The following is a 16,276-nucleotide window of genomic DNA, read 5'->3' as shown; positions in this document are numbered from 1 at the left end:
CGCATGTTGATCCCACGGCGGGTCAAGCACCGCAAGCAGCACCACCCGAGCCGTTCGGGTGCCGCCAAGGGCGGTACCCAGGTGACCTTCGGTGACTACGGCATCCAGGCTCTCGAGCCTGCCTACATCACCAACCGGCAGATCGAGTCCGCTCGTATCGCCATGACTCGGCACATCAAGCGTGGCGGCAAGATCTGGATCAACATCTTCCCGGATCGCCCCCTCACGAAGAAGCCGGCCGAAACCCGAATGGGTTCCGGTAAGGGTTCGCCCGAGTGGTGGATTGCCAACGTCAAGCCCGGACGCGTTCTGTTCGAGATGACATACCCCAACGAGGAGATTGCTCGTGAGGCCCTGCGCCGCGCGATGCACAAGCTCCCGTGCAAGTGCCGGATCGTGACCAGAGAGGAGCAGTTCTGATGGCTACTGGAACCCCAGCAGCAGAGCTCCGCGAGCTCAGTGAAGACGAGCTGGTCACCCGGCTCCGTGAGTCGAAGGAAGAGCTTTTCAACCTTCGTTTCCAGATGGCTACCGGCCAGATGGACAACAACCGACGACTGCGCACCGTTCGTCACGAGATCGCGCGCATCTACACCGTCCTGCGTGAGCGTGAGCTCGGACTCGCTGTGGGTCCGGATGCAGGTGACGCGGCATGAGTGAGGAAAAAGCAGTGAGCACAGAAGAGCGCGCGAGCCGTAAGGTCCGTGTCGGATACGTCGTGTCCGACAAGATGGAAAAGACGATCGTGGTCGAGCTCGAAGACCGCGTCAAGCACAAGCTCTACGGCAAGATCATCCGCCGTACGACCAAGGTGAAGGCGCACGACGAGAACGGCGTTGCCGGCGTCGGCGACCGCGTTCAGCTGATGGAAACCCGTCCGCTGTCCGCGACGAAGCACTGGCGTCTGGTCGAGGTCCTCGAAAAGGCCAAGTAAGCCTGATCGAATCCTCGAGCTGATCGAGTATCACCGAATGGCCCGCTTCCCCTTGGGGGAGTGGGCCATTCGGCTTTCCGGGACTTTCGCAGGCTTTCCGGGGCTTTGCGGGGCTAAGGGTTCGAGTTGCGTCGAGTACGGCTGATTTGGTATTCGGTGAACCCTTCCCTACAATAGAACGGTTGCCTGTGGCAGAGGTGTGTCTTCACGTGCGCAGCTCGAACGGTGCTTGCAGTGATCGTCTCCCGACGTCAGTCGGTGGGACTGCAGCTCAGACACGACGCAGGTGGCAACAATGACCGCGCGCACCGGGTCGGTAATCCGTTGCGCACGAAATTCCAGGTCTAGGGAGATCAAGTGATTCAGCAGGAGTCGCGAGTTCGCGTCGCTGATAACACGGGTGCCAAGGAAATCCTTTGCATCCGCGTTCTCGGCGGTTCGTCACGTCGCTACGCCGGGATCGGTGACGTCATCGTCGCCACCGTCAAGGACGCAATCCCCGGTGGAAACATCAAGAAGGGTGAGGTCGTCAAGGCCGTCATCGTTCGCACGACCAAGGAGCGCCGTCGTCCGGACGGTTCCTACATCAAGTTCGACGAGAACGCTGCAGTGCTCATCAAGGCTGACAGTGATCCCCGTGGAACCCGCATCTTCGGACCCGTCGGCCGTGAGCTGCGCGAGAAGAAGTTCATGAAGATCGTTTCGCTTGCCCCGGAGGTGCTGTGATGAAGGTGCACAAGGGTGACACCGTTCTGGTCATCGCCGGCAAGGACAAGGGCGCGAAGGGCAAGGTCATTCAGGCCTACCCCGCGACCGACAAGGTCCTCGTCGAAGGCGTGAACCGAATCAAGAAGCACACCGCGGTTTCCGCGAACGAGCGCGGAGCATCCTCCGGCGGCATCGTCACGCAGGAAGCCCCGATCCACGTTTCCAACGTTGCAGTCGTCGACTCGGACGGAAACCCCACCCGCGTGGGCTACCGCACCGACGAAGAGTCCGGCAAGCGCGTTCGGATTTCCCGGAAGAACGGGAAGGACATCTGACATGACCTCCACCGAAAACAAGGTCCAGCCGCGCCTCAAGGCACGCTACCGCGCTGAGATCAAGGACGCGCTCAACAGCGAGTTCGACTACTCGAACGTCATGCAGATCCCCGGCGTCGTCAAGGTTGTCGTCAACATGGGCGTCGGCGACGCTGCCCGTGACGCCAAGCTGATCAACGGCGCTGTCCATGACCTGTCGCTGATCACGGGCCAGAAGCCCGAGATCCGCAAGGCACGTAAGTCCATCGCGCAGTTCAAGCTCCGCGAGGGTATGCCCATCGGCGCGCGCGTCACCCTCCGTGGCGACCGCATGTGGGAGTTCCTGGACCGCCTCGTGTCTGTCGCTCTGCCCCGTATCCGCGACTTCCGCGGTCTCTCGGGCAACCAGTTCGACGGCAACGGCAACTACACGTTCGGCCTCAACGAGCAGTCGATGTTCCACGAGATCGACGTGGACAAGATCGATCGCCCCCGCGGTATGGACATCACCGTCGTGACCACCGCAACCAACAACGAAGAAGGCCGTGCACTGCTCAAGCACCTCGGCTTCCCGTTCAAGGAGAACTGAGCGCATGGCTAAGAAGGCATTGGTCAACAAGGCCAACAAGAAGCCCAAGTTCGCGGTTCGCGCCTACACCCGCTGCCAGCGGTGCGGTCGCCCGCACTCGGTGTTCCGCAAGTTCGGCTTGTGCCGTATCTGCGTTCGCGAGATGGCTCACGCAGGCGAGCTTCCCGGAGTTCGCAAGAGCTCTTGGTGATCTGAGGCCCTCGGGCTTCGTCACACCACGCATATGAATGGGTGTGGGTTCCTTTGGAACCCACACCCATTCGTGGTTTCCGTCGAGATGTATGTCGTGCCGATCCTGAAAAGGACTGTCTCGCTGCGACTCTGGTTGAAAGCGATCATCATTCGTCGACGTCGCACTTCGGTCTCGAACGAGCAGTTCGGATTTCGGGGCGCGTCGACACCTGCCCGATCCGCGGCCGCGAGCCGCAGTGGGGGAGGCGAGGCGGTATCCCGGTGGACACCTGCGCCAAAGTTCCCTACACTAGAGCGGTTGCCGTGGCTGACGCATGCGTTCAGCTCGGTGCGGTAACTTACGCCGTCTGACACAAGTCGGACGGCCCAGCCGAATTGCTGGAGGCCCACGATCGGATTCGTCCGGTGTTGCATGGGAACCACAGCGAGAAAGGTGTCGAGGTCGACCTATGACCATGACTGACCCCATCGCAGACTTCTTGACGCGTCTGCGCAACGCCAACACGGCGTACCACGATGAGGTGAAGCTTCCCCACTCGAAGATCAAGGCGAACATCGCCGAGATCCTCAAGCGCGAGGGCTACATCTCCGATTTCCGTACCGAAGACGCAGAGGTCGGCAAGACCCTCATCGTCGATCTGAAGTACGGTCCCAGCCGCGAGCGTAGCCTCGCCGGCGTGCGTCGCGTTTCCAAGCCCGGTCTCCGGGTTTACGCGAAGTCCACCAACCTGCCCAAGGTCCTCGGAGGCCTCGGCGTGGCCATCATCTCCACGTCGTCCGGTCTGCTCACCGATCGCCAGGCGGCCAATCAAGGAGTAGGCGGGGAAGTCCTCGCCTACGTCTGGTAAGGGAGGCCACCACAATGTCGCGTATTGGAAAGATTCCGGTCACCGTCCCCGCGGGCGTTGACGTCACGATCAGCGGCCAGGATGTCACCGTCAAGGGTCCCAAGGGCACCCTCGCGCTGACCATCTCCGAGCCCATCGCAATCGAAAAGGCAGAGGACGGCTCGCTGAGCGTCACGCGCCCCGACGACGAGCGTCGTAGCCGCGCGCTGCACGGTCTGTCGCGGACCCTGGTTGCGAACATCATCACCGGTGTCACCGAGGGTTACACGAAGAAGATGGAGATCCACGGTGTTGGTTACCGTGTGGCACTGAAGGGCAAGGACCTCGAGTTCGCGCTCGGCTTCAGCCACCCGGTGCCGATCGAGGCTCCTGAAGGCATCACCTTCGTCGTCGAGTCGCCCACCCGGTTCTCGGTGTCCGGCATCGACAAGCAGAAGGTCGGGCAGATCTCGGCCAACATCCGTCGTCTCCGTCGTCCGGACCCGTACAAGGGTAAGGGCGTGCGTTACGAGGGTGAGCAGATCCGCCGCAAGGTCGGAAAGACGGGTAAGTGATATGAGCCAGACTGCAAACCAGAAAGCCAAGCGGATTCCGCTGGGCAAGGATGCGTCCACCAAGCGTCGTCTCTCGAAGACGCGTCGTCACTTCCGTCTCCGCAAGAAGGTCTCCGGCACGCCCGAGCGTCCCCGCTTGGTCGTCAACCGGTCCTCGCGCCACATCCACGTCCAGCTCGTGGACGACCTGGCCGGCCACACCCTGGCCTCCGCGTCGACCATCGAAGCAGACGTGCGCGTGGCAGAAGGCGACAAGAAGGCTGCGAGCGCGAAGGTCGGTCAGCTGATCGCCGAGCGCGCCAAGGCTGCCGGCGTGGAAGCAGTTGTCTTCGACCACGGCGGACACGGCTACCACGGTCGCATCGCGGCCCTGGCAGACGCGGCTCGCGAAGGCGGGTTGAAGTTCTGATGACCAACATTTTCAACGGAAGGACAGCCTGATGCCGGGACGTCAAAGGCGTGACGGCGGAAGCGGACCCGCCGGACAGAATGGCCCCAACAGCGGTGACAACAGCAACGCTCGTGGGGACAACCGTGGTGGCGGCCGTGACCGTCGCGACGGTGGTCGTGGCGGAAACGCTGCGGAGAAGTCACAGTTCATCGAGCGCGTTGTCACGATCAACCGCGTTTCCAAGGTCGTCAAGGGTGGTCGTCGCTTCAGCTTCACCGCTCTGGTGATCGTCGGAGACGGCAACGGACTGGTCGGCGTCGGCTACGGAAAGGCCAAGGAAGTTCCCGCGGCCATCCAGAAGGGTGTCGAGGAGGCTCGCAAGAGCTTCTTCCGCGTCCCGATGATCGCCAACACCATCACTCACCCCGTTCAGGGTGAGGCTGCTGCCGGCATCGTCATGCTTCGCCCGGCAAGCCCCGGTACCGGTGTTATCGCCGGTGGCGCTGTGCGCGCCGTGCTGGAGTGCGCTGGTATCGCGGACATCCTGTCGAAGTCGCTCGGTAGCGACAACGCCATCAACGTCGTGCATGCGACCGTTGCTGCGCTCAAGGGTCTGCAGCGTCCCGAGGAAGTTGCGGCTCGCCGCGGCCTCACCCTCGAAGAGGTTGCACCCGCCGGCATGCTTCGCGCTCGCGCACAGGCTGCTGGGAGTGTGAAGTAATGGCAGATCTCAAGGTCACTCAGATCAAGAGCATCATCGGGACCAAGCAGAACCAGAAGGATTCTCTGCGCACGCTCGGTCTCAAGGGCATCCGTCAGACCGTTGTTCGTGAGGACAACGCACAGAACCGCGGTCTGATCAACGTGGTGCGCCACCTCGTAACAGTTGAGGAGGTCTAACCATGACCATCAAACTGCACCACCTGCGCCCCGCTCCCGGATCCAAGTCCAACAAGATTCGTGTTGGACGCGGTGAGGGCGGCAAGCGTGGTAAGACCGCAGGTCGCGGTACCAAGGGCACCAAGGCACGTAACACCGTGCGCGTGGGCTTCGAGGGTGGACAGATGCCGCTTCACATGCGTCTGCCCAAGCTCAAGGGCTTCACGAACCCGTTCCGCGTCGAGTACCAGGTCGTCAATGTCGGCGACATCGCCCGTCTGTTCCCCGAAGGTGGAGCAATCACGGTCGAGGATCTCGTCGCCAAGGGCGCAGTCCGCAAGAACCAGCTCGTCAAGGTTCTGGGCGACGGCGAACTGACAGTTGCCGTTCAGGTGACCGTCGACAAGTTCACCGGTTCCGCCAAGGAAAAGATTGCTGCTGCCGGTGGTTCCGCCACCGAGCTGTGAGTGATCACGCGTAGCTAGTCCGATGGCCGCAGCGCAGCGTTTGCTGCGCTGCGGCCATCGGCGTCTACCAGGTCTTGTCACAGATTGGTCGTGCATGCTCGGACGGGCCAGTATTCTGGTCACCGAGTGGCAAATGTATCTTCGGCTTACCCGGTTTTCGTGGTCTGCCCGCCTAGTTCCCAAATGCTCACTGTTAGAGTTCAAAAGTTCGACAGGTCAAAACGATCTGTCTCCCTACCGTCGTGCCAGGAGGATCTTTGCTTTCCGCCTTCGTCTCGGCCCTCAGGACCCCAGACCTGAGGCGGAAGATCCTCTTCACCCTCGGCTTGGTGGCTCTGTATCGGGTCGGCGCTCTCATTCCGTCCCCAGGTGTCGACTACGGCCGTGTGCGTCAGTGCATCGATATCGCCAACTCCGGTGATTCAGCAGGTATCTACTCGCTGATCAACCTGTTCTCCGGCGGCGCTCTGCTGCAGATGTCGATCTTTGCGATCGGCATCATGCCGTACATCACGGCAAGCATCATCGTGCAGCTGCTGACCGTGGTGATCCCGAAGTTCGAGGAACTTCGAAAAGAAGGCCAGTCCGGCCAGGCCAAGATGACGCAGTACACGCGTTATCTGTCCATCGCTCTGGCAATCCTGCAGTCGACCGGTATCGTCGCTCTCGCGGCACGCGGACAGTTGCTCCAGGGCTGTGACGACATCATCGCCGACAAGTCGATCTTCGGCCTTGTCATCATCGTGCTGGTCATGACTGCCGGTGCTGCCATGGTCATGTGGTTCGGCGAGGTCATCACCGAACGCGGCGTCGGCAACGGTATGTCGCTCCTCATCTTCGCCGGTATCGCATCGCGTATCCCGAGCGAGGGCAAGGCGATCCTCGACAGCCGTGGTCCGCTGGTCTTCGCCTTCGTCTGCCTCGCAGCGCTGTTGATCATCGCCGGCGTCGTCTTCGTCGAGCAGGGTCAGCGCCGCATCCCGGTCCAGTACGCAAAGCGGATGGTCGGACGCAAGATGTACGGCGGATCCTCGACGTACCTGCCTCTGAAGGTGAACCAGGCCGGCGTCATCCCGGTGATCTTCGCGTCTTCACTGCTGTACCTCCCGAACTTGATCGCACAGCTGACTTCGGCCAGCACAGCGGTCGACCCCAGTTGGTGGCAGCGCCTCATCAACACCTACCTGGTGAACCCGGCCAACCCGGTGTACATCGCGATCTACTTCGGCCTGATCGTCTTCTTCACGTACTTCTACGTCGCCATCACCTTCAATCCCGAAGAGCGCGCCGACGAGATGAAGAAGTTCGGCGGCTTCATCCCCGGTATCCGACCCGGTCAGCCGACCGCGGACTACCTCAACTACGTGCTGAGTCGCATCACCCTTCCGGGTGCGATTTACCTCGGCACCATTGCTGTTCTGCCCAACCTGTTCCTCGACATCGGGAATGGCGGCGGCGCGCAGAACCTGCCGTTCGGTGGCACCGCGGTGCTGATCATGGTCAGCGTCGGCCTGGACACCGTGAAGCAGATCGAGAGTCAGCTAATGCAGCGTAACTATGAAGGGTTCCTCAAGTGAGACTTGTCCTCCTTGGTCCTCCCGGTGCCGGCAAGGGCACCCAGGCCGCTATCTTGTCCGAGAAGTTCGGCGTTCCCCATATCTCCACGGGTGATCTCTTCCGCGCGAACATCGGTCAGGCCACCGCTCTCGGTGTGGAAGCAAAGAAGTACATCGACGCCGGCGAACTCGTACCGAGCTCGATCACCAACGACATGGTGAAGGCTCGCGTCGCAGAACCGGATGCCGCAAACGGTTTCCTCCTTGACGGATTTCCGCGCTCGGTCGAACAGGCTCAGGCTCTCGAGGGCATCTTGAAGGACCTCGACACCAAGCTCGATGGTGTTCTCTCCTTCGTTGTCGACGAGGACATCGTGGTCGAGCGCATGCTCGCTCGCGGCCGTGCAGACGACACCGAGGACGTCATCCGCAACCGACTCCGGGTCTACCGCGACGAGACGTCACCGCTGTTCGACTATTACAAGGACAGCATCGTCTCCGTCGACGCGATCGGCGAGGTCGAAGAGGTCAACGCTCGCGCACTGGCAGCGTTGGGTAAGTAATGGTCTTCGGGCGTAAACGCAAGGTCGTTCCGTTCCGCTCTGCGGGCGAACTCGACGCGATGGCTGCTGCCGGCGCGATCGTGGGTTCGGCTCTGGTGGCGGTGCGCGCTGCGGCGAAGCCCGGTGTCAGCACTTTGGAATTGAACGCGGTCGCAGAATCCGTCATTCGTGACGCCGGCGCCGTGCCCTCGTTCCTCGGGTACCACGGCTTCACCGGTTCGATCTGCTCTTCGGTCAACGACCGCGTCGTTCACGGGATCCCTTCAGCTCAGGACATCCTGGCTGAAGGCGATCTCGTTTCCATCGACTGCGGTGCGATCCTCGACGGTTGGCACGGTGACTCTGCCTGGACGTTCGGTGTGGGTGAGATCAGCGTCGCCGATCAGGAGCTCAGCGAAGCCACTCGGCTTTCGATGGAAGCCGGGATCGCGGCGATGATCGCCGGCAATCGTCTGACGGATGTTTCGCACGCGATCGAGGTCGGTACTCATGCCGCCGAGAAGCTGCACGGTCGTTCCTACGGCATCGTCGACGGATACGGTGGACATGGAATCGGTCGGGAAATGCACATGGATCCGTTCCTCGCCAATGAAGGTGCCCCGGGTAAGGGTCCTGAACTGGTAGTCGGATCGTGCCTGGCGATCGAGCCGATGCTCACGCTCGGTACCACCGACACGGTGATTCTCGACGACGACTGGACCGTTGTGACGACCGACGGGTCCCGTGCGGCGCACTGGGAACACACTGTCGCTGTGACCGAGGACGGTCCGCGGATTCTGACTCTCCGCCCGGAGTAGTCGACCCCGTCGCTGACAAGTGTTGGCAGCGAGCATGATTCACGTTCGAGAAGTCCCAGCCTCATGTCGAGGCTGGGACTTTTTCGTTGGGGGAGCGGTGTGCGTCGTCGCCCTGACCGGAGGCGCATTTGGCCTGGTCGTTTACATCGCGTAACATGGCTAGGCGGTGCGCTATGCGCGTCGATAGTTCGTGTGCCTACGCCCGGATCGCTCCGGGATCGGGTCCGCGAAGTGCCGACGATCTTTCCATTGCGTGCCAATGTAACGGAAGCCGATGCACGAAGCATGCCAAACCAAACGGATCGCGGAGGATATGGCTAAGAAAGACGGGGCCATCGAGGTCGAAGGACGAGTAGTCGAGCCGCTGCCCAATGCGATGTTCCGCATTGAGCTCGAGAATGGCCACAAGGTCCTCGCCCACATCAGCGGAAAGATGCGTCAGCACTACATTCGCATCCTCCCGGAAGATCGCGTTGTCGTAGAGCTCTCGCCCTACGATTTGTCGCGCGGACGCATCGTTTACCGCTACAAGTAACGAACTTCCCGGACCTGACCTGGGTCAGGGAGAAGTATGTCTGCTGCGGTTCATCGCGGCGGGCTGCGACAAAACAGGAGATCAGAAGACGTGAAGGTTCAGCCGAGCGTCAAGAAGATCTGCGAGAAGTGCAAAGTGATTCGCCGTAACGGTCGAGTCATGGTGATCTGCGAGAACCTGCGTCACAAGCAGCGTCAGGGCTAGATCTAGCTTTTCGAAGATCTGCTTGGCAACAAGCAAAGAAGACCTCCCAGTACCAGCCATTGTTGACGAGACCCCACGCGATCGTTCACCGATCGCCAAGGTCGGACAATGGTTCACCCCCGGCACGGAGGCCGGGGCCCCACTGAGTTAGTTGATGAGATCATCTGCGCCTTACGGCGCCGGTACTCGGCAAGAGGCACAGGGGAAGGGCTGGGAGCAGACCTCCGCACACCGATAAGGAAATGCCACCATGGCACGTCTCTCTGGTGTTGATCTTCCTCGCGAAAAGCGCATGGAGATCGCACTGACATACATCTACGGCATCGGCCGTACCCGCTCCAAGGAAATCCTTGACGCCACCGGCGTCAGCCCGGATCTCCGGAGCAAGGACCTCTCGGACGAGGACCTGGCAAAGCTCCGCGAGTACATCGAGGAGTCGCTCAAGGTCGAGGGTGACCTGCGCCGCGAGGTTCAGGCCGACATCCGTCGCAAGATCGAGATCGGCTGCTACCAGGGCCTGCGCCACCGTCGTGGTCTGCCCGTGCGTGGTCAGCGCACCAAGACCAACGCCCGTACCCGTAAGGGTCCGAAGCGCACCATTGCCGGCAAGAAGAAGGCGAAGTAATGCCCCCGAAGTCACGTAGCACCGGTCCGAAGAAGACCCAGAAGACGCGTCGCAGGGATAAGAAGAACATCCCGCACGGCGCCGCTCACATCAAGAGCACCTTCAACAACACCATCGTGTCCATCACGGACCCCGCCGGAAATGTCATTTCCTGGGCGTCTTCGGGACACGTCGGCTTCAAGGGTTCGCGTAAGTCGACTCCCTTCGCCGCTCAGCTTGCTGCTGAGAGCGCTGCCCGTAAGGCGCAGGAGCACGGTGTCAAGAAGGTTGACGTCTTCGTCAAGGGACCGGGATCCGGTCGCGAGACCGCAATCCGTTCCCTCCAGGCTGCTGGCCTCGAGGTCGGCACCATTTCCGATGTAACCCCCCAGCCGCACAACGGCTGCCGTCCGCCCAAGCGGCGTCGGGTATAGCGGGAAGGATAGGTAGAAGAAAATGGCACGTTATACCGGACCCATCACCCGCAAGTCGCGTCGTCTGCGCGTCGACCTCGTTGGAGGCGACCAGGCATTCGAGCGTCGCCCGTACCCGCCCGGACAGCACGGCCGCGCGCGTATCAAGGAGAGCGAGTACCTGCTCCAGCTGCAGGAGAAGCAGAAGGCTCGCTTCACCTACGGCGTCATGGAGAAGCAGTTCCGCCTGTACTACAAGGAGGCGAACAACCGCCCCGGCAAGACCGGCGAGAACCTGCTTCGCATCCTCGAGTCGCGTCTCGACAACGTCGTGTACCGCGCAGGCCTCGCTCGCACGCGCCGTCAGGCACGTCAGCTGGTCACGCACGGTCACCTTCTCGTGAACAACAAGAAGGTCGACATCCCGAGCTACCGCGTCTCGCAGTACGACATCATCGATGTCAAGGAGAAGTCGCTCTCCACGCTTCCGTTCCAGGTTGCGCGTGAGACCGTCGGCGATCGCCCGGTTCCCGGGTGGCTGCAGGTTGTCGGCTCGCGTCTGCGGATCCTGGTTCACCAGCTTCCCGAGCGCGCGCAGATCGACATCGCTCTGCAGGAACAGCTCATCGTCGAGTACTACTCGAAGTAAGGCGCTTCGCACCCCGTGAGTGGTTGAGGAGTCTCCGGACTCCTCAACCACTCACAGGGCCGCAGGCCCTTTCCCATCGTGGGCGTCAAATAGTGGACGTCCGTACAGGAGGAAATACCAATGCTCATTTCTCAGCGACCCACGCTGACCGAAGAGGTCATCGCTGATAACCGCTCGAAGTTCGTCATCGAGCCCCTGGAGCCAGGTTTCGGGTACACGCTCGGCAATTCGCTGCGCCGCACGCTGCTCTCGTCGATCCCCGGCGCTGCTGTCACCAGCATCCGTATCGACGGCGTTCTCCACGAGTTCACCACCGTCCCGGGAGTGAAGGAAGATGTCACCGACATCATCCTGAACCTCAAGGGCCTCGTCGTGAACTCCGAAGAGGACGAGCCGGTCACCATGTACGTCCGCAAGCAGGGCCCCGGCGCTGTTACTGCAGGCGACATCGTGCCTCCGGCAGGCGTCACCGTGAACAACCCTGATCTGCACATCGCCACCCTGAACGACAAGGGAAAGCTGGAGATCGAGCTCGTTGTCGAGCGCGGTCGCGGCTATGTCCCCGCCGTCCAGAACAAGGCGTCCGGCGCAGAGATCGGCCGTATCCCGGTCGACTCGATCTACTCGCCGGTGCTCAAGGTCACCTACAAGGTGGAGGCCACTCGCGTCGAACAGCGCACCGACTTCGATCGGCTCGTTCTCGACGTGGAAACGAAGAACTCCATCACCGCACGGGACGCGCTCGCTTCGGCGGGCAAGACCCTGGTTGAGCTCTTCGGCCTGGCCCGTGAGCTGAACGTCGAAGCAGAAGGAATCGAGATCGGGCCCTCGCCCGCCGAGGCCGATCACATCGCTTCCTTCGGACTCCCCATCGAGGATCTGGACCTCACGGTCCGCTCCTACAACTGCCTCAAGCGCGAAGGTGTTCACACCGTCGGTGAGCTTGTCGGCCGTACCGAGTCCGATCTGCTCGACATCCGCAACTTCGGACAGAAGTCCATCGACGAGGTCAAGGTCAAGCTGCATTCGCTCGGCCTGTCCCTCAAGGACAGCCCCGCATCCTTCGATCCCACCACCGTTGCCGGCTACGACGCCGCCACCGGAACGTGGAGTGACACTGATGCCGGTTCCTTCGGCGATGCCGAGGGTACCGAGGACTACGCCGAGACCGAACAGCTGTAGCAGCTCAGGTCCTTTACTAGGAGATCATCATGCCCAAGCCCAAGAAGGGTGCCCGCTTCGGCGGGTCGGCTTCCCACCAGAAGGCGATTTTCGCCAATCTGGCTACCGCGCTCTTCGAGCACGGTCGCATCACCACCACCGAGTCCAAGGCCAAGGCACTGCGCCCCTACGCCGAGAAGCTCGTCACGCACGCGAAGGCCGGCACGCTGGCTCACCGTCGTGAGGTGCTGAAGGTCATCCGTAACAAGGATGTCGTTCACACCCTCTTCGCCGAGATCGGCCCGTTCTACGCGGACCGTAACGGTGGATACACCCGCATCATCAAGACGATCCCCCGCAAGGGCGACAACGCTCCGATGGCAATCATCGAGCTCGTCAAGGAAAAGACCGTCACCTCCGAGGCTGACCGCGCACGTCGCGTCAAGGCTTCGCAGGACGCTCCCGCCGCAGAGAACGTCGTCGAGGCCGTAGAGGCCGACGCGACCGACGCTGAGGTCGAGAACGCTGACGCAGTCGTCGAGGCCATCGAGGACGAGACCGCAACTGCGGCCGACGCTCCCGAGGCCGAAGAGGCCAAGAAGGACTAGTCTCCCTTGGTTTCGGCACACGCTGAATCGAACGAGCCCGCCGCCCCCATCGGGGACGGCGGGCTCGTTCGATTGCGGCTCGACATCTCGTACGACGGCACCGACTTCTCGGGTTGGGCCCGCCAGACCGACCTGCGCACTGTGTGCGGCGAGATCGAAGACAAGCTGGGAACGGTACTACGGCAACCGGTTCAGCTGACTGTTGCCGGTCGGACCGACGCCGGTGTACACGCCACGGGTCAGGTAGCGCACGTCGACGTCCCGGGCGAGTTGCTCCCGGACGACCCGTCGCGACTCGTGCGCAGGCTTGCACGCTTCCTGCCCAAGGACGTTCGGGTCAAAGAAATCTCGGTGGTTCCCGGTGAGTTCGACGCGCGCTTCTCGGCGATGCGACGCTACTACGAGTACCGGGTGACCAACGCGGCATTCGGAGTGGAACCCCTGCGCGCACGCGATACGGTGTCGTACCCCAAACCACTCGATCTCGGAGCGATGCAGGAAGCGTCGACTCGGCTTCTCGGCCTCCACAACTTCGCGGCATTCTGCAAGCGTCGTGAAGGTGCGACCACGGTGCGGGAGTTGCAACGTTTCGACTGGGCGCAGGAAGGCACGGTGTTCACGGCGTACGTGAACGCCGATGCGTTCTGCTGGTCGATGGTCCGGAGTCTTGTAGGGGCAGTCCTCTCGGTCGGTGAGGGGCGGCGCACCGCCGACTGGGTGGCAGGGTTGCTCGACGAAACTTCGCGATCAAGTTCCATCCTCGTTGCGCCGGCGCACGGACTTTCGTTGGTTCGCGTGGACTACCCCGACTACTCGGAACTGGCCGCCCGCAACGCGATTACTCGTGAAACCCGCGAGATTCCGTCTTCGGGTGGATGCTGCGGCGACTGACGACCACTATGCAAAATGCCCTCCCACTTTGTGTGGGAGGGCATTTCACGTGAGCGCCTAACCGGCCAGTTGGCGCGCGATGACCAGCCGCTGAATCTGGTTGGTGCCCTCGAAGATCTGCGTGATCTTGGCTTCGCGCATGTAGCGCTCGACGGGGAAGTCCTGGGTGTAGCCGTACCCACCGAAGACCTGCACGGCGTCGGTGGTGACCTTCATGGCCGCGTCGGTGGCAACGAGCTTGGCGACGCTGGCGTTGCGCGAATACGGAACTCCGGCGTCGCGGCGGCGGGCTGCGTCGAGGTAGGTGGCCCGAGCGGAGTCGACCGCGGCAGCCATGTCCGCGAGCACGAATCCGAGTCCCTGGTGATCGATGATCCGCTTGCCGAAAGCCTTGCGCTCCTTCGCGTAGGCGACCGCGTCGTCGAGTGCGCCCTGAGCGATTCCGACGGCAACGGCAGCGATTCCTAGTCGGCCGGAGTCGAGAGCGCTGAAGGCGATCGGCAGCCCTTGGCCGCGCTGACCGATCAGCCGTTCGTCAGGGATGAAGGCGTCGTCGTAATTCGCGGATGCGGTGGGGACCGCGCGTAGTCCCATCTTCTCTTCGGGCTTGCCGAAGCTGAGGCCCTCGGTGTCCTTGTCCACCAGGAGGCAGGAGATGCCACGTGAGCCGTCGTCACTGGTGCGGGCGAAGAGGTTGTAGAAGTCTGCCTTGCCGCCGTTGGTGATCCACGCCTTCGAGCCGTTGACGCGGTAGCCGCCGTCGGTGGGCGTCGCCTTGCACGACAATGCGGCGGCGTCGGACCCTGCCTGCGCTTCGGAGAGGCTGTACGCGCCGATGGTGTTGCCGCCCAGCATGTCCGGGAGCCAGCGGTTCTTCTGTTCGTCGGTGCCGAAGGTGAACAGCGGGAAGCACGACAGACTGTGGACACTGACCGCCACCGCAACCGCTGCCCAGCGCGAGGCGATTTCTTCGAGGACTTGGAGGTAGACCTCGTAAGGCTGATCACCGCCGCCGAACTCCTCGGGATACGGAAGGCTCAGTAGTCCTGCCTGTCCGAGTGCGGGGAACACGCCGTCTGGGTACTTCTCGGCTTTTTCGTATTCGTTGACCTTGGGCGCGAGTACCTTGTCCGCGACATCACGCGTCAGTTCGATGAGATCGCGAGCTTCTTGGCTGGGCATGAGGCGTTCGACGGGCACGGTCGGCTCCTAGCTAGACGGTAGTACTGTGAACGATACTGCAGTACTGTTTTCAGTATGGCAAGGGTGGCTCACAAGACGACTGCACGCAGGGCTGAACTGTTCGACCAAATGGTCGAGCTGTTCTTGAGTGAGGGTTTCGCCCACTTCACGCTCGACGAGATCGCAGCCCGATTGCATTGCTCCAAGAGCACCTTGTACACCGTGGCAGCGGGAAAAGAGGATCTGGTGCGGGCCGTCACGGTTCACTTCTTCCGTGCGGCGACCGATGCGGTGGAGAGTGCCGTGACCGCAGAAGCGACACCCACTCGTCGAGTGGCGGTCTATCTCGAAGCAGTCGGCGATCGCTTGTCCGCGGCGTCCAGTCAATTCATGGAAGACCTGGCCGAATCGGCGTCGGCGAGCCAGGTTTACGAGAAGAACACGTCAATTGCTGCTGATCGTGTGCGAGCGCTCATCGTCGAGGGCGTGGATTCGGGCGCATTCCGGCAGGTACACGCATCATTTGTGGCCGATGCCGCCGCGGCGACGATGGTTCGGATCCAGCAACGAGCGGTCTACCGGGCAACAGGACTGGACGATGCCAACGCCTATAGGGAATTGGCCGCACTCATCACGGATGGGATCACTGCGTGACCAGTCGCTAGCATCGACGTTCATGGCACCTTTGAACGTCGAAGTCATCGTAGGTTCGGTCCGTGAGGGGCGAATAGGACGCGCAGTGGCGGATTGGTTTGTCGAGGAAGCAACCGCGAATCCGTCGTGGAACGTGTCGGTGATCGATCTCGAGGAGTTGTCGTTGCCCCAGGACTTCTCGGACTCACTTGTTACGGAGGATTTTCGCAAGCGAATCGGGCGCGCCGACGCGGTTGTTGCCGTGACCTCGGAATACAACCACGGGTATCCGGCCGCTCTGAAGACCGCATTCGACTCCGTGAAACACGAGTGGCGGGCCAAGCCGATCGGTTTCGTGTCCTACGGCGGGATTTCAGGTGGTGTTCGGGCCGTCGAACAGCTGAGGCAAGTGGTGGCGGAGCTGCACATGGTCTCGGTGCGTCAGTGCGTGACCATTCATCGGGTACGTAAGCAATTCGGACACCAGCCGTTCGACGTCGATTCGATCGCGATCGATGCACGCGAGAAGATGATTCGTGAATTGCATTGGTGGGGGAGCGGATTGCGGACGTTGCGTGCGAGTGACCCCTACCCCGGCTGATCG

27 protein-coding genes are annotated in these 16,276 nt (G+C 61.8%); 26 read left to right on the top strand and 1 reads right to left on the bottom strand.

Translation table 11 applies throughout. From position 1 onward, the window contains the following. The first annotated feature begins 3 nt into the window (after positions 1–3). From rplP to truA, 24 genes are all read left to right on the top strand, one after another. Positions 4–420: a 50S ribosomal protein L16 gene (gene rplP, locus DBV08_RS03885; protein ID WP_003940899.1), complete on the top strand. Its 417-nt coding sequence runs from the start codon at positions 4–6 to the stop codon at positions 418–420. Next, positions 420–656: a 50S ribosomal protein L29 gene (gene rpmC, locus DBV08_RS03880; RefSeq protein ID WP_003940734.1), complete on the top strand. Its 237-nt coding sequence runs from the start codon at positions 420–422 to the stop codon at positions 654–656. The genes rplP and rpmC overlap by 1 nt, the downstream gene beginning before the upstream one ends. Next, complete coding sequence (gene rpsQ / locus DBV08_RS03875; protein WP_003941020.1) at positions 653–934, top strand: 30S ribosomal protein S17; 282 nt, start codon at positions 653–655, stop codon at positions 932–934. The genes rpmC and rpsQ overlap by 4 nt, the downstream gene beginning before the upstream one ends. Before the next feature lie 357 nt (positions 935–1,291). Beyond that, complete coding sequence (gene rplN / locus DBV08_RS03870; RefSeq protein WP_003940951.1) at positions 1,292–1,660, top strand: 50S ribosomal protein L14; 369 nt, start codon at positions 1,292–1,294, stop codon at positions 1,658–1,660. After that, positions 1,660–1,977 carry a 50S ribosomal protein L24 gene (rplX, locus tag DBV08_RS03865; protein ID WP_003941019.1) on the top strand — a complete coding sequence of 106 codons (318 nt, stop codon included), beginning with the start codon at positions 1,660–1,662 and terminating at the stop codon, positions 1,975–1,977. The genes rplN and rplX overlap by 1 nt, the downstream gene beginning before the upstream one ends. A gap of 1 nt (position 1,978) precedes the next feature. After that, positions 1,979–2,545, top strand: coding sequence for a 50S ribosomal protein L5 (gene rplE / locus DBV08_RS03860; RefSeq protein WP_003940924.1), 567 nt, complete (start codon positions 1,979–1,981; stop codon positions 2,543–2,545). Between the two features lie 4 nt (positions 2,546–2,549). Further along, positions 2,550–2,735, top strand: coding sequence for a type Z 30S ribosomal protein S14 (locus tag DBV08_RS03855; RefSeq protein WP_003940698.1), 186 nt, complete (start codon positions 2,550–2,552; stop codon positions 2,733–2,735). A gap of 451 nt (positions 2,736–3,186) precedes the next feature. Then, positions 3,187–3,585, top strand: a complete 399-nt coding sequence (gene rpsH / locus DBV08_RS03850) for a 30S ribosomal protein S8 (RefSeq protein ID WP_003940873.1) — start codon at positions 3,187–3,189, stop codon at positions 3,583–3,585. A 14-nt stretch (positions 3,586–3,599) separates the two neighbouring features. Then, positions 3,600–4,139, top strand: a complete 540-nt coding sequence (gene rplF / locus DBV08_RS03845; RefSeq protein ID WP_003940970.1) for a 50S ribosomal protein L6 — start codon at positions 3,600–3,602, stop codon at positions 4,137–4,139. Between the two features lies 1 nt (position 4,140). Then, positions 4,141–4,548 carry a 50S ribosomal protein L18 gene (rplR, locus tag DBV08_RS03840; RefSeq protein WP_003940996.1) on the top strand — a complete coding sequence of 136 codons (408 nt, stop codon included), beginning with the start codon at positions 4,141–4,143 and terminating at the stop codon, positions 4,546–4,548. A gap of 31 nt (positions 4,549–4,579) precedes the next feature. Then, positions 4,580–5,251, top strand: a complete 672-nt coding sequence (rpsE, locus tag DBV08_RS03835) for a 30S ribosomal protein S5 (RefSeq protein WP_003940718.1) — start codon at positions 4,580–4,582, stop codon at positions 5,249–5,251. Beyond that, positions 5,251–5,430 carry a 50S ribosomal protein L30 gene (rpmD, locus tag DBV08_RS03830; protein WP_003940751.1) on the top strand — a complete coding sequence of 60 codons (180 nt, stop codon included), beginning with the start codon at positions 5,251–5,253 and terminating at the stop codon, positions 5,428–5,430. Before rpsE ends, rpmD begins: the two co-directional genes overlap by 1 nt. A 2-nt stretch (positions 5,431–5,432) precedes the next feature. Next, complete coding sequence (gene rplO / locus DBV08_RS03825) at positions 5,433–5,876, top strand: 50S ribosomal protein L15 (protein ID WP_003940829.1); 444 nt, start codon at positions 5,433–5,435, stop codon at positions 5,874–5,876. Between the two features lie 257 nt (positions 5,877–6,133). Continuing rightward, positions 6,134–7,453, top strand: a complete 1,320-nt coding sequence (gene secY / locus DBV08_RS03820) for a preprotein translocase subunit SecY (RefSeq protein WP_003940773.1) — start codon at positions 6,134–6,136, stop codon at positions 7,451–7,453. Further along, positions 7,450–7,995: an adenylate kinase gene (locus tag DBV08_RS03815; RefSeq protein WP_003940868.1), complete on the top strand. Its 546-nt coding sequence runs from the start codon at positions 7,450–7,452 to the stop codon at positions 7,993–7,995. The genes secY and DBV08_RS03815 overlap by 4 nt, the downstream gene beginning before the upstream one ends. Continuing rightward, a complete protein-coding gene (gene map, locus DBV08_RS03810; RefSeq protein ID WP_003940806.1) occupies positions 7,995–8,792 on the top strand; it encodes a type I methionyl aminopeptidase in 798 nt (265 codons plus the stop codon). The genes DBV08_RS03815 and map overlap by 1 nt, the downstream gene beginning before the upstream one ends. A 313-nt stretch (positions 8,793–9,105) precedes the next feature. Beyond that, on the top strand, positions 9,106–9,327 hold the full coding sequence (gene infA / locus DBV08_RS03805) for a translation initiation factor IF-1 (protein ID WP_003418601.1): 222 nt from the start codon (positions 9,106–9,108) through the stop codon (positions 9,325–9,327). Between the two features lie 90 nt (positions 9,328–9,417). Then, complete coding sequence (gene rpmJ / locus DBV08_RS03800; RefSeq protein WP_003938068.1) at positions 9,418–9,531, top strand: 50S ribosomal protein L36; 114 nt, start codon at positions 9,418–9,420, stop codon at positions 9,529–9,531. A gap of 250 nt (positions 9,532–9,781) precedes the next feature. Next, complete coding sequence (gene rpsM, locus DBV08_RS03795) at positions 9,782–10,156, top strand: 30S ribosomal protein S13 (RefSeq protein WP_003940834.1); 375 nt, start codon at positions 9,782–9,784, stop codon at positions 10,154–10,156. After that, positions 10,156–10,569 (top strand): 30S ribosomal protein S11, encoded by a 414-nt coding sequence (rpsK, locus tag DBV08_RS03790; RefSeq protein ID WP_003940683.1) that lies wholly within the window; start codon positions 10,156–10,158, stop codon positions 10,567–10,569. Before rpsM ends, rpsK begins: the two co-directional genes overlap by 1 nt. Positions 10,570–10,591: 22 nt before the next feature. Then, on the top strand, positions 10,592–11,197 hold the full coding sequence (rpsD, locus tag DBV08_RS03785; RefSeq protein WP_003940769.1) for a 30S ribosomal protein S4: 606 nt from the start codon (positions 10,592–10,594) through the stop codon (positions 11,195–11,197). Positions 11,198–11,317: 120 nt separating this feature from the next. Beyond that, positions 11,318–12,379, top strand: coding sequence for a DNA-directed RNA polymerase subunit alpha (locus DBV08_RS03780; protein WP_003941016.1), 1,062 nt, complete (start codon positions 11,318–11,320; stop codon positions 12,377–12,379). A 29-nt stretch (positions 12,380–12,408) separates the two neighbouring features. Beyond that, positions 12,409–12,966, top strand: a complete 558-nt coding sequence (gene rplQ / locus DBV08_RS03775; RefSeq protein WP_095968898.1) for a 50S ribosomal protein L17 — start codon at positions 12,409–12,411, stop codon at positions 12,964–12,966. A gap of 6 nt (positions 12,967–12,972) precedes the next feature. Further along, a complete protein-coding gene (truA, locus tag DBV08_RS03770) occupies positions 12,973–13,857 on the top strand; it encodes a tRNA pseudouridine(38-40) synthase TruA (protein WP_095968899.1) in 885 nt (294 codons plus the stop codon). 57 nt (positions 13,858–13,914) lie between these two features. Here truA and DBV08_RS03765 read toward each other — a convergent pair whose 3' ends face one another. Continuing rightward, the gene (locus DBV08_RS03765; RefSeq protein WP_095968900.1) at positions 13,915–15,057 is read right to left on the bottom strand and encodes an acyl-CoA dehydrogenase family protein; all 1,143 of its coding nucleotides are present in this window, start codon (positions 15,055–15,057) and stop codon (positions 13,915–13,917) included. A gap of 57 nt (positions 15,058–15,114) precedes the next feature. Here DBV08_RS03765 and DBV08_RS03760 point away from each other — a divergent pair, with 57 nt between their 5' ends. Both DBV08_RS03760 and DBV08_RS03755 read left to right on the top strand, forming a co-directional pair. Further along, positions 15,115–15,693 carry a TetR/AcrR family transcriptional regulator gene (locus DBV08_RS03760; RefSeq protein ID WP_124566553.1) on the top strand — a complete coding sequence of 193 codons (579 nt, stop codon included), beginning with the start codon at positions 15,115–15,117 and terminating at the stop codon, positions 15,691–15,693. A gap of 22 nt (positions 15,694–15,715) precedes the next feature. Continuing rightward, complete coding sequence (locus DBV08_RS03755) at positions 15,716–16,273, top strand: NADPH-dependent FMN reductase (protein WP_124566552.1); 558 nt, start codon at positions 15,716–15,718, stop codon at positions 16,271–16,273. Positions 16,274–16,276 lie beyond the last annotated feature (3 nt).

Origin of the sequence: Rhodococcus sp. KBW08, from assembly GCF_003852455.1 — a bacterium.
Taxonomy (GTDB): domain Bacteria; phylum Actinomycetota; class Actinomycetes; order Mycobacteriales; family Mycobacteriaceae; genus Rhodococcus_F; species Rhodococcus_F baikonurensis.
Note: the sequence above shows the minus strand (reverse complement) of the source record. Positions and strands in the feature narration are given on the sequence as shown.

Bases quoted from the DNA above. Each gene is read 5' to 3' on its own strand.
- rplP (WP_003940899.1), top strand. From the start codon at position 4: ATGTTGATCCCACGGCGGGTCAAGCACCGCAAGCAGCACCACCCGAGC.
- rpmC (WP_003940734.1), top strand. From the start codon at position 420: ATGGCTACTGGAACCCCAGCAGCAGAGCTCCGCGAGCTCAGTGAAGAC.
- rpsQ (WP_003941020.1), top strand. From the start codon at position 653: ATGAGTGAGGAAAAAGCAGTGAGCACAGAAGAGCGCGCGAGCCGTAAG.
- rplX (WP_003941019.1), top strand. From the start codon at position 1,660: ATGAAGGTGCACAAGGGTGACACCGTTCTGGTCATCGCCGGCAAGGAC.
- rplE (WP_003940924.1), top strand. From the start codon at position 1,979: ATGACCTCCACCGAAAACAAGGTCCAGCCGCGCCTCAAGGCACGCTAC.
- DBV08_RS03855 (WP_003940698.1), top strand. From the start codon at position 2,550: ATGGCTAAGAAGGCATTGGTCAACAAGGCCAACAAGAAGCCCAAGTTC.
- rpsH (WP_003940873.1), top strand. From the start codon at position 3,187: ATGACCATGACTGACCCCATCGCAGACTTCTTGACGCGTCTGCGCAAC.
- rplF (WP_003940970.1), top strand. From the start codon at position 3,600: ATGTCGCGTATTGGAAAGATTCCGGTCACCGTCCCCGCGGGCGTTGAC.
- rplR (WP_003940996.1), top strand. From the start codon at position 4,141: ATGAGCCAGACTGCAAACCAGAAAGCCAAGCGGATTCCGCTGGGCAAG.
- rpsE (WP_003940718.1), top strand. From the start codon at position 4,580: ATGCCGGGACGTCAAAGGCGTGACGGCGGAAGCGGACCCGCCGGACAG.
- rpmD (WP_003940751.1), top strand. From the start codon at position 5,251: ATGGCAGATCTCAAGGTCACTCAGATCAAGAGCATCATCGGGACCAAG.
- rplO (WP_003940829.1), top strand. From the start codon at position 5,433: ATGACCATCAAACTGCACCACCTGCGCCCCGCTCCCGGATCCAAGTCC.
- map (WP_003940806.1), top strand. From the start codon at position 7,995: ATGGTCTTCGGGCGTAAACGCAAGGTCGTTCCGTTCCGCTCTGCGGGC.
- infA (WP_003418601.1), top strand. From the start codon at position 9,106: ATGGCTAAGAAAGACGGGGCCATCGAGGTCGAAGGACGAGTAGTCGAG.
- rpsM (WP_003940834.1), top strand. From the start codon at position 9,782: ATGGCACGTCTCTCTGGTGTTGATCTTCCTCGCGAAAAGCGCATGGAG.
- rpsK (WP_003940683.1), top strand. From the start codon at position 10,156: ATGCCCCCGAAGTCACGTAGCACCGGTCCGAAGAAGACCCAGAAGACG.
- rpsD (WP_003940769.1), top strand. From the start codon at position 10,592: ATGGCACGTTATACCGGACCCATCACCCGCAAGTCGCGTCGTCTGCGC.
- DBV08_RS03780 (WP_003941016.1), top strand. From the start codon at position 11,318: ATGCTCATTTCTCAGCGACCCACGCTGACCGAAGAGGTCATCGCTGAT.
- rplQ (WP_095968898.1), top strand. From the start codon at position 12,409: ATGCCCAAGCCCAAGAAGGGTGCCCGCTTCGGCGGGTCGGCTTCCCAC.
- DBV08_RS03760 (WP_124566553.1), top strand. From the start codon at position 15,115: ATGGCAAGGGTGGCTCACAAGACGACTGCACGCAGGGCTGAACTGTTC.
- DBV08_RS03755 (WP_124566552.1), top strand. From the start codon at position 15,716: ATGGCACCTTTGAACGTCGAAGTCATCGTAGGTTCGGTCCGTGAGGGG.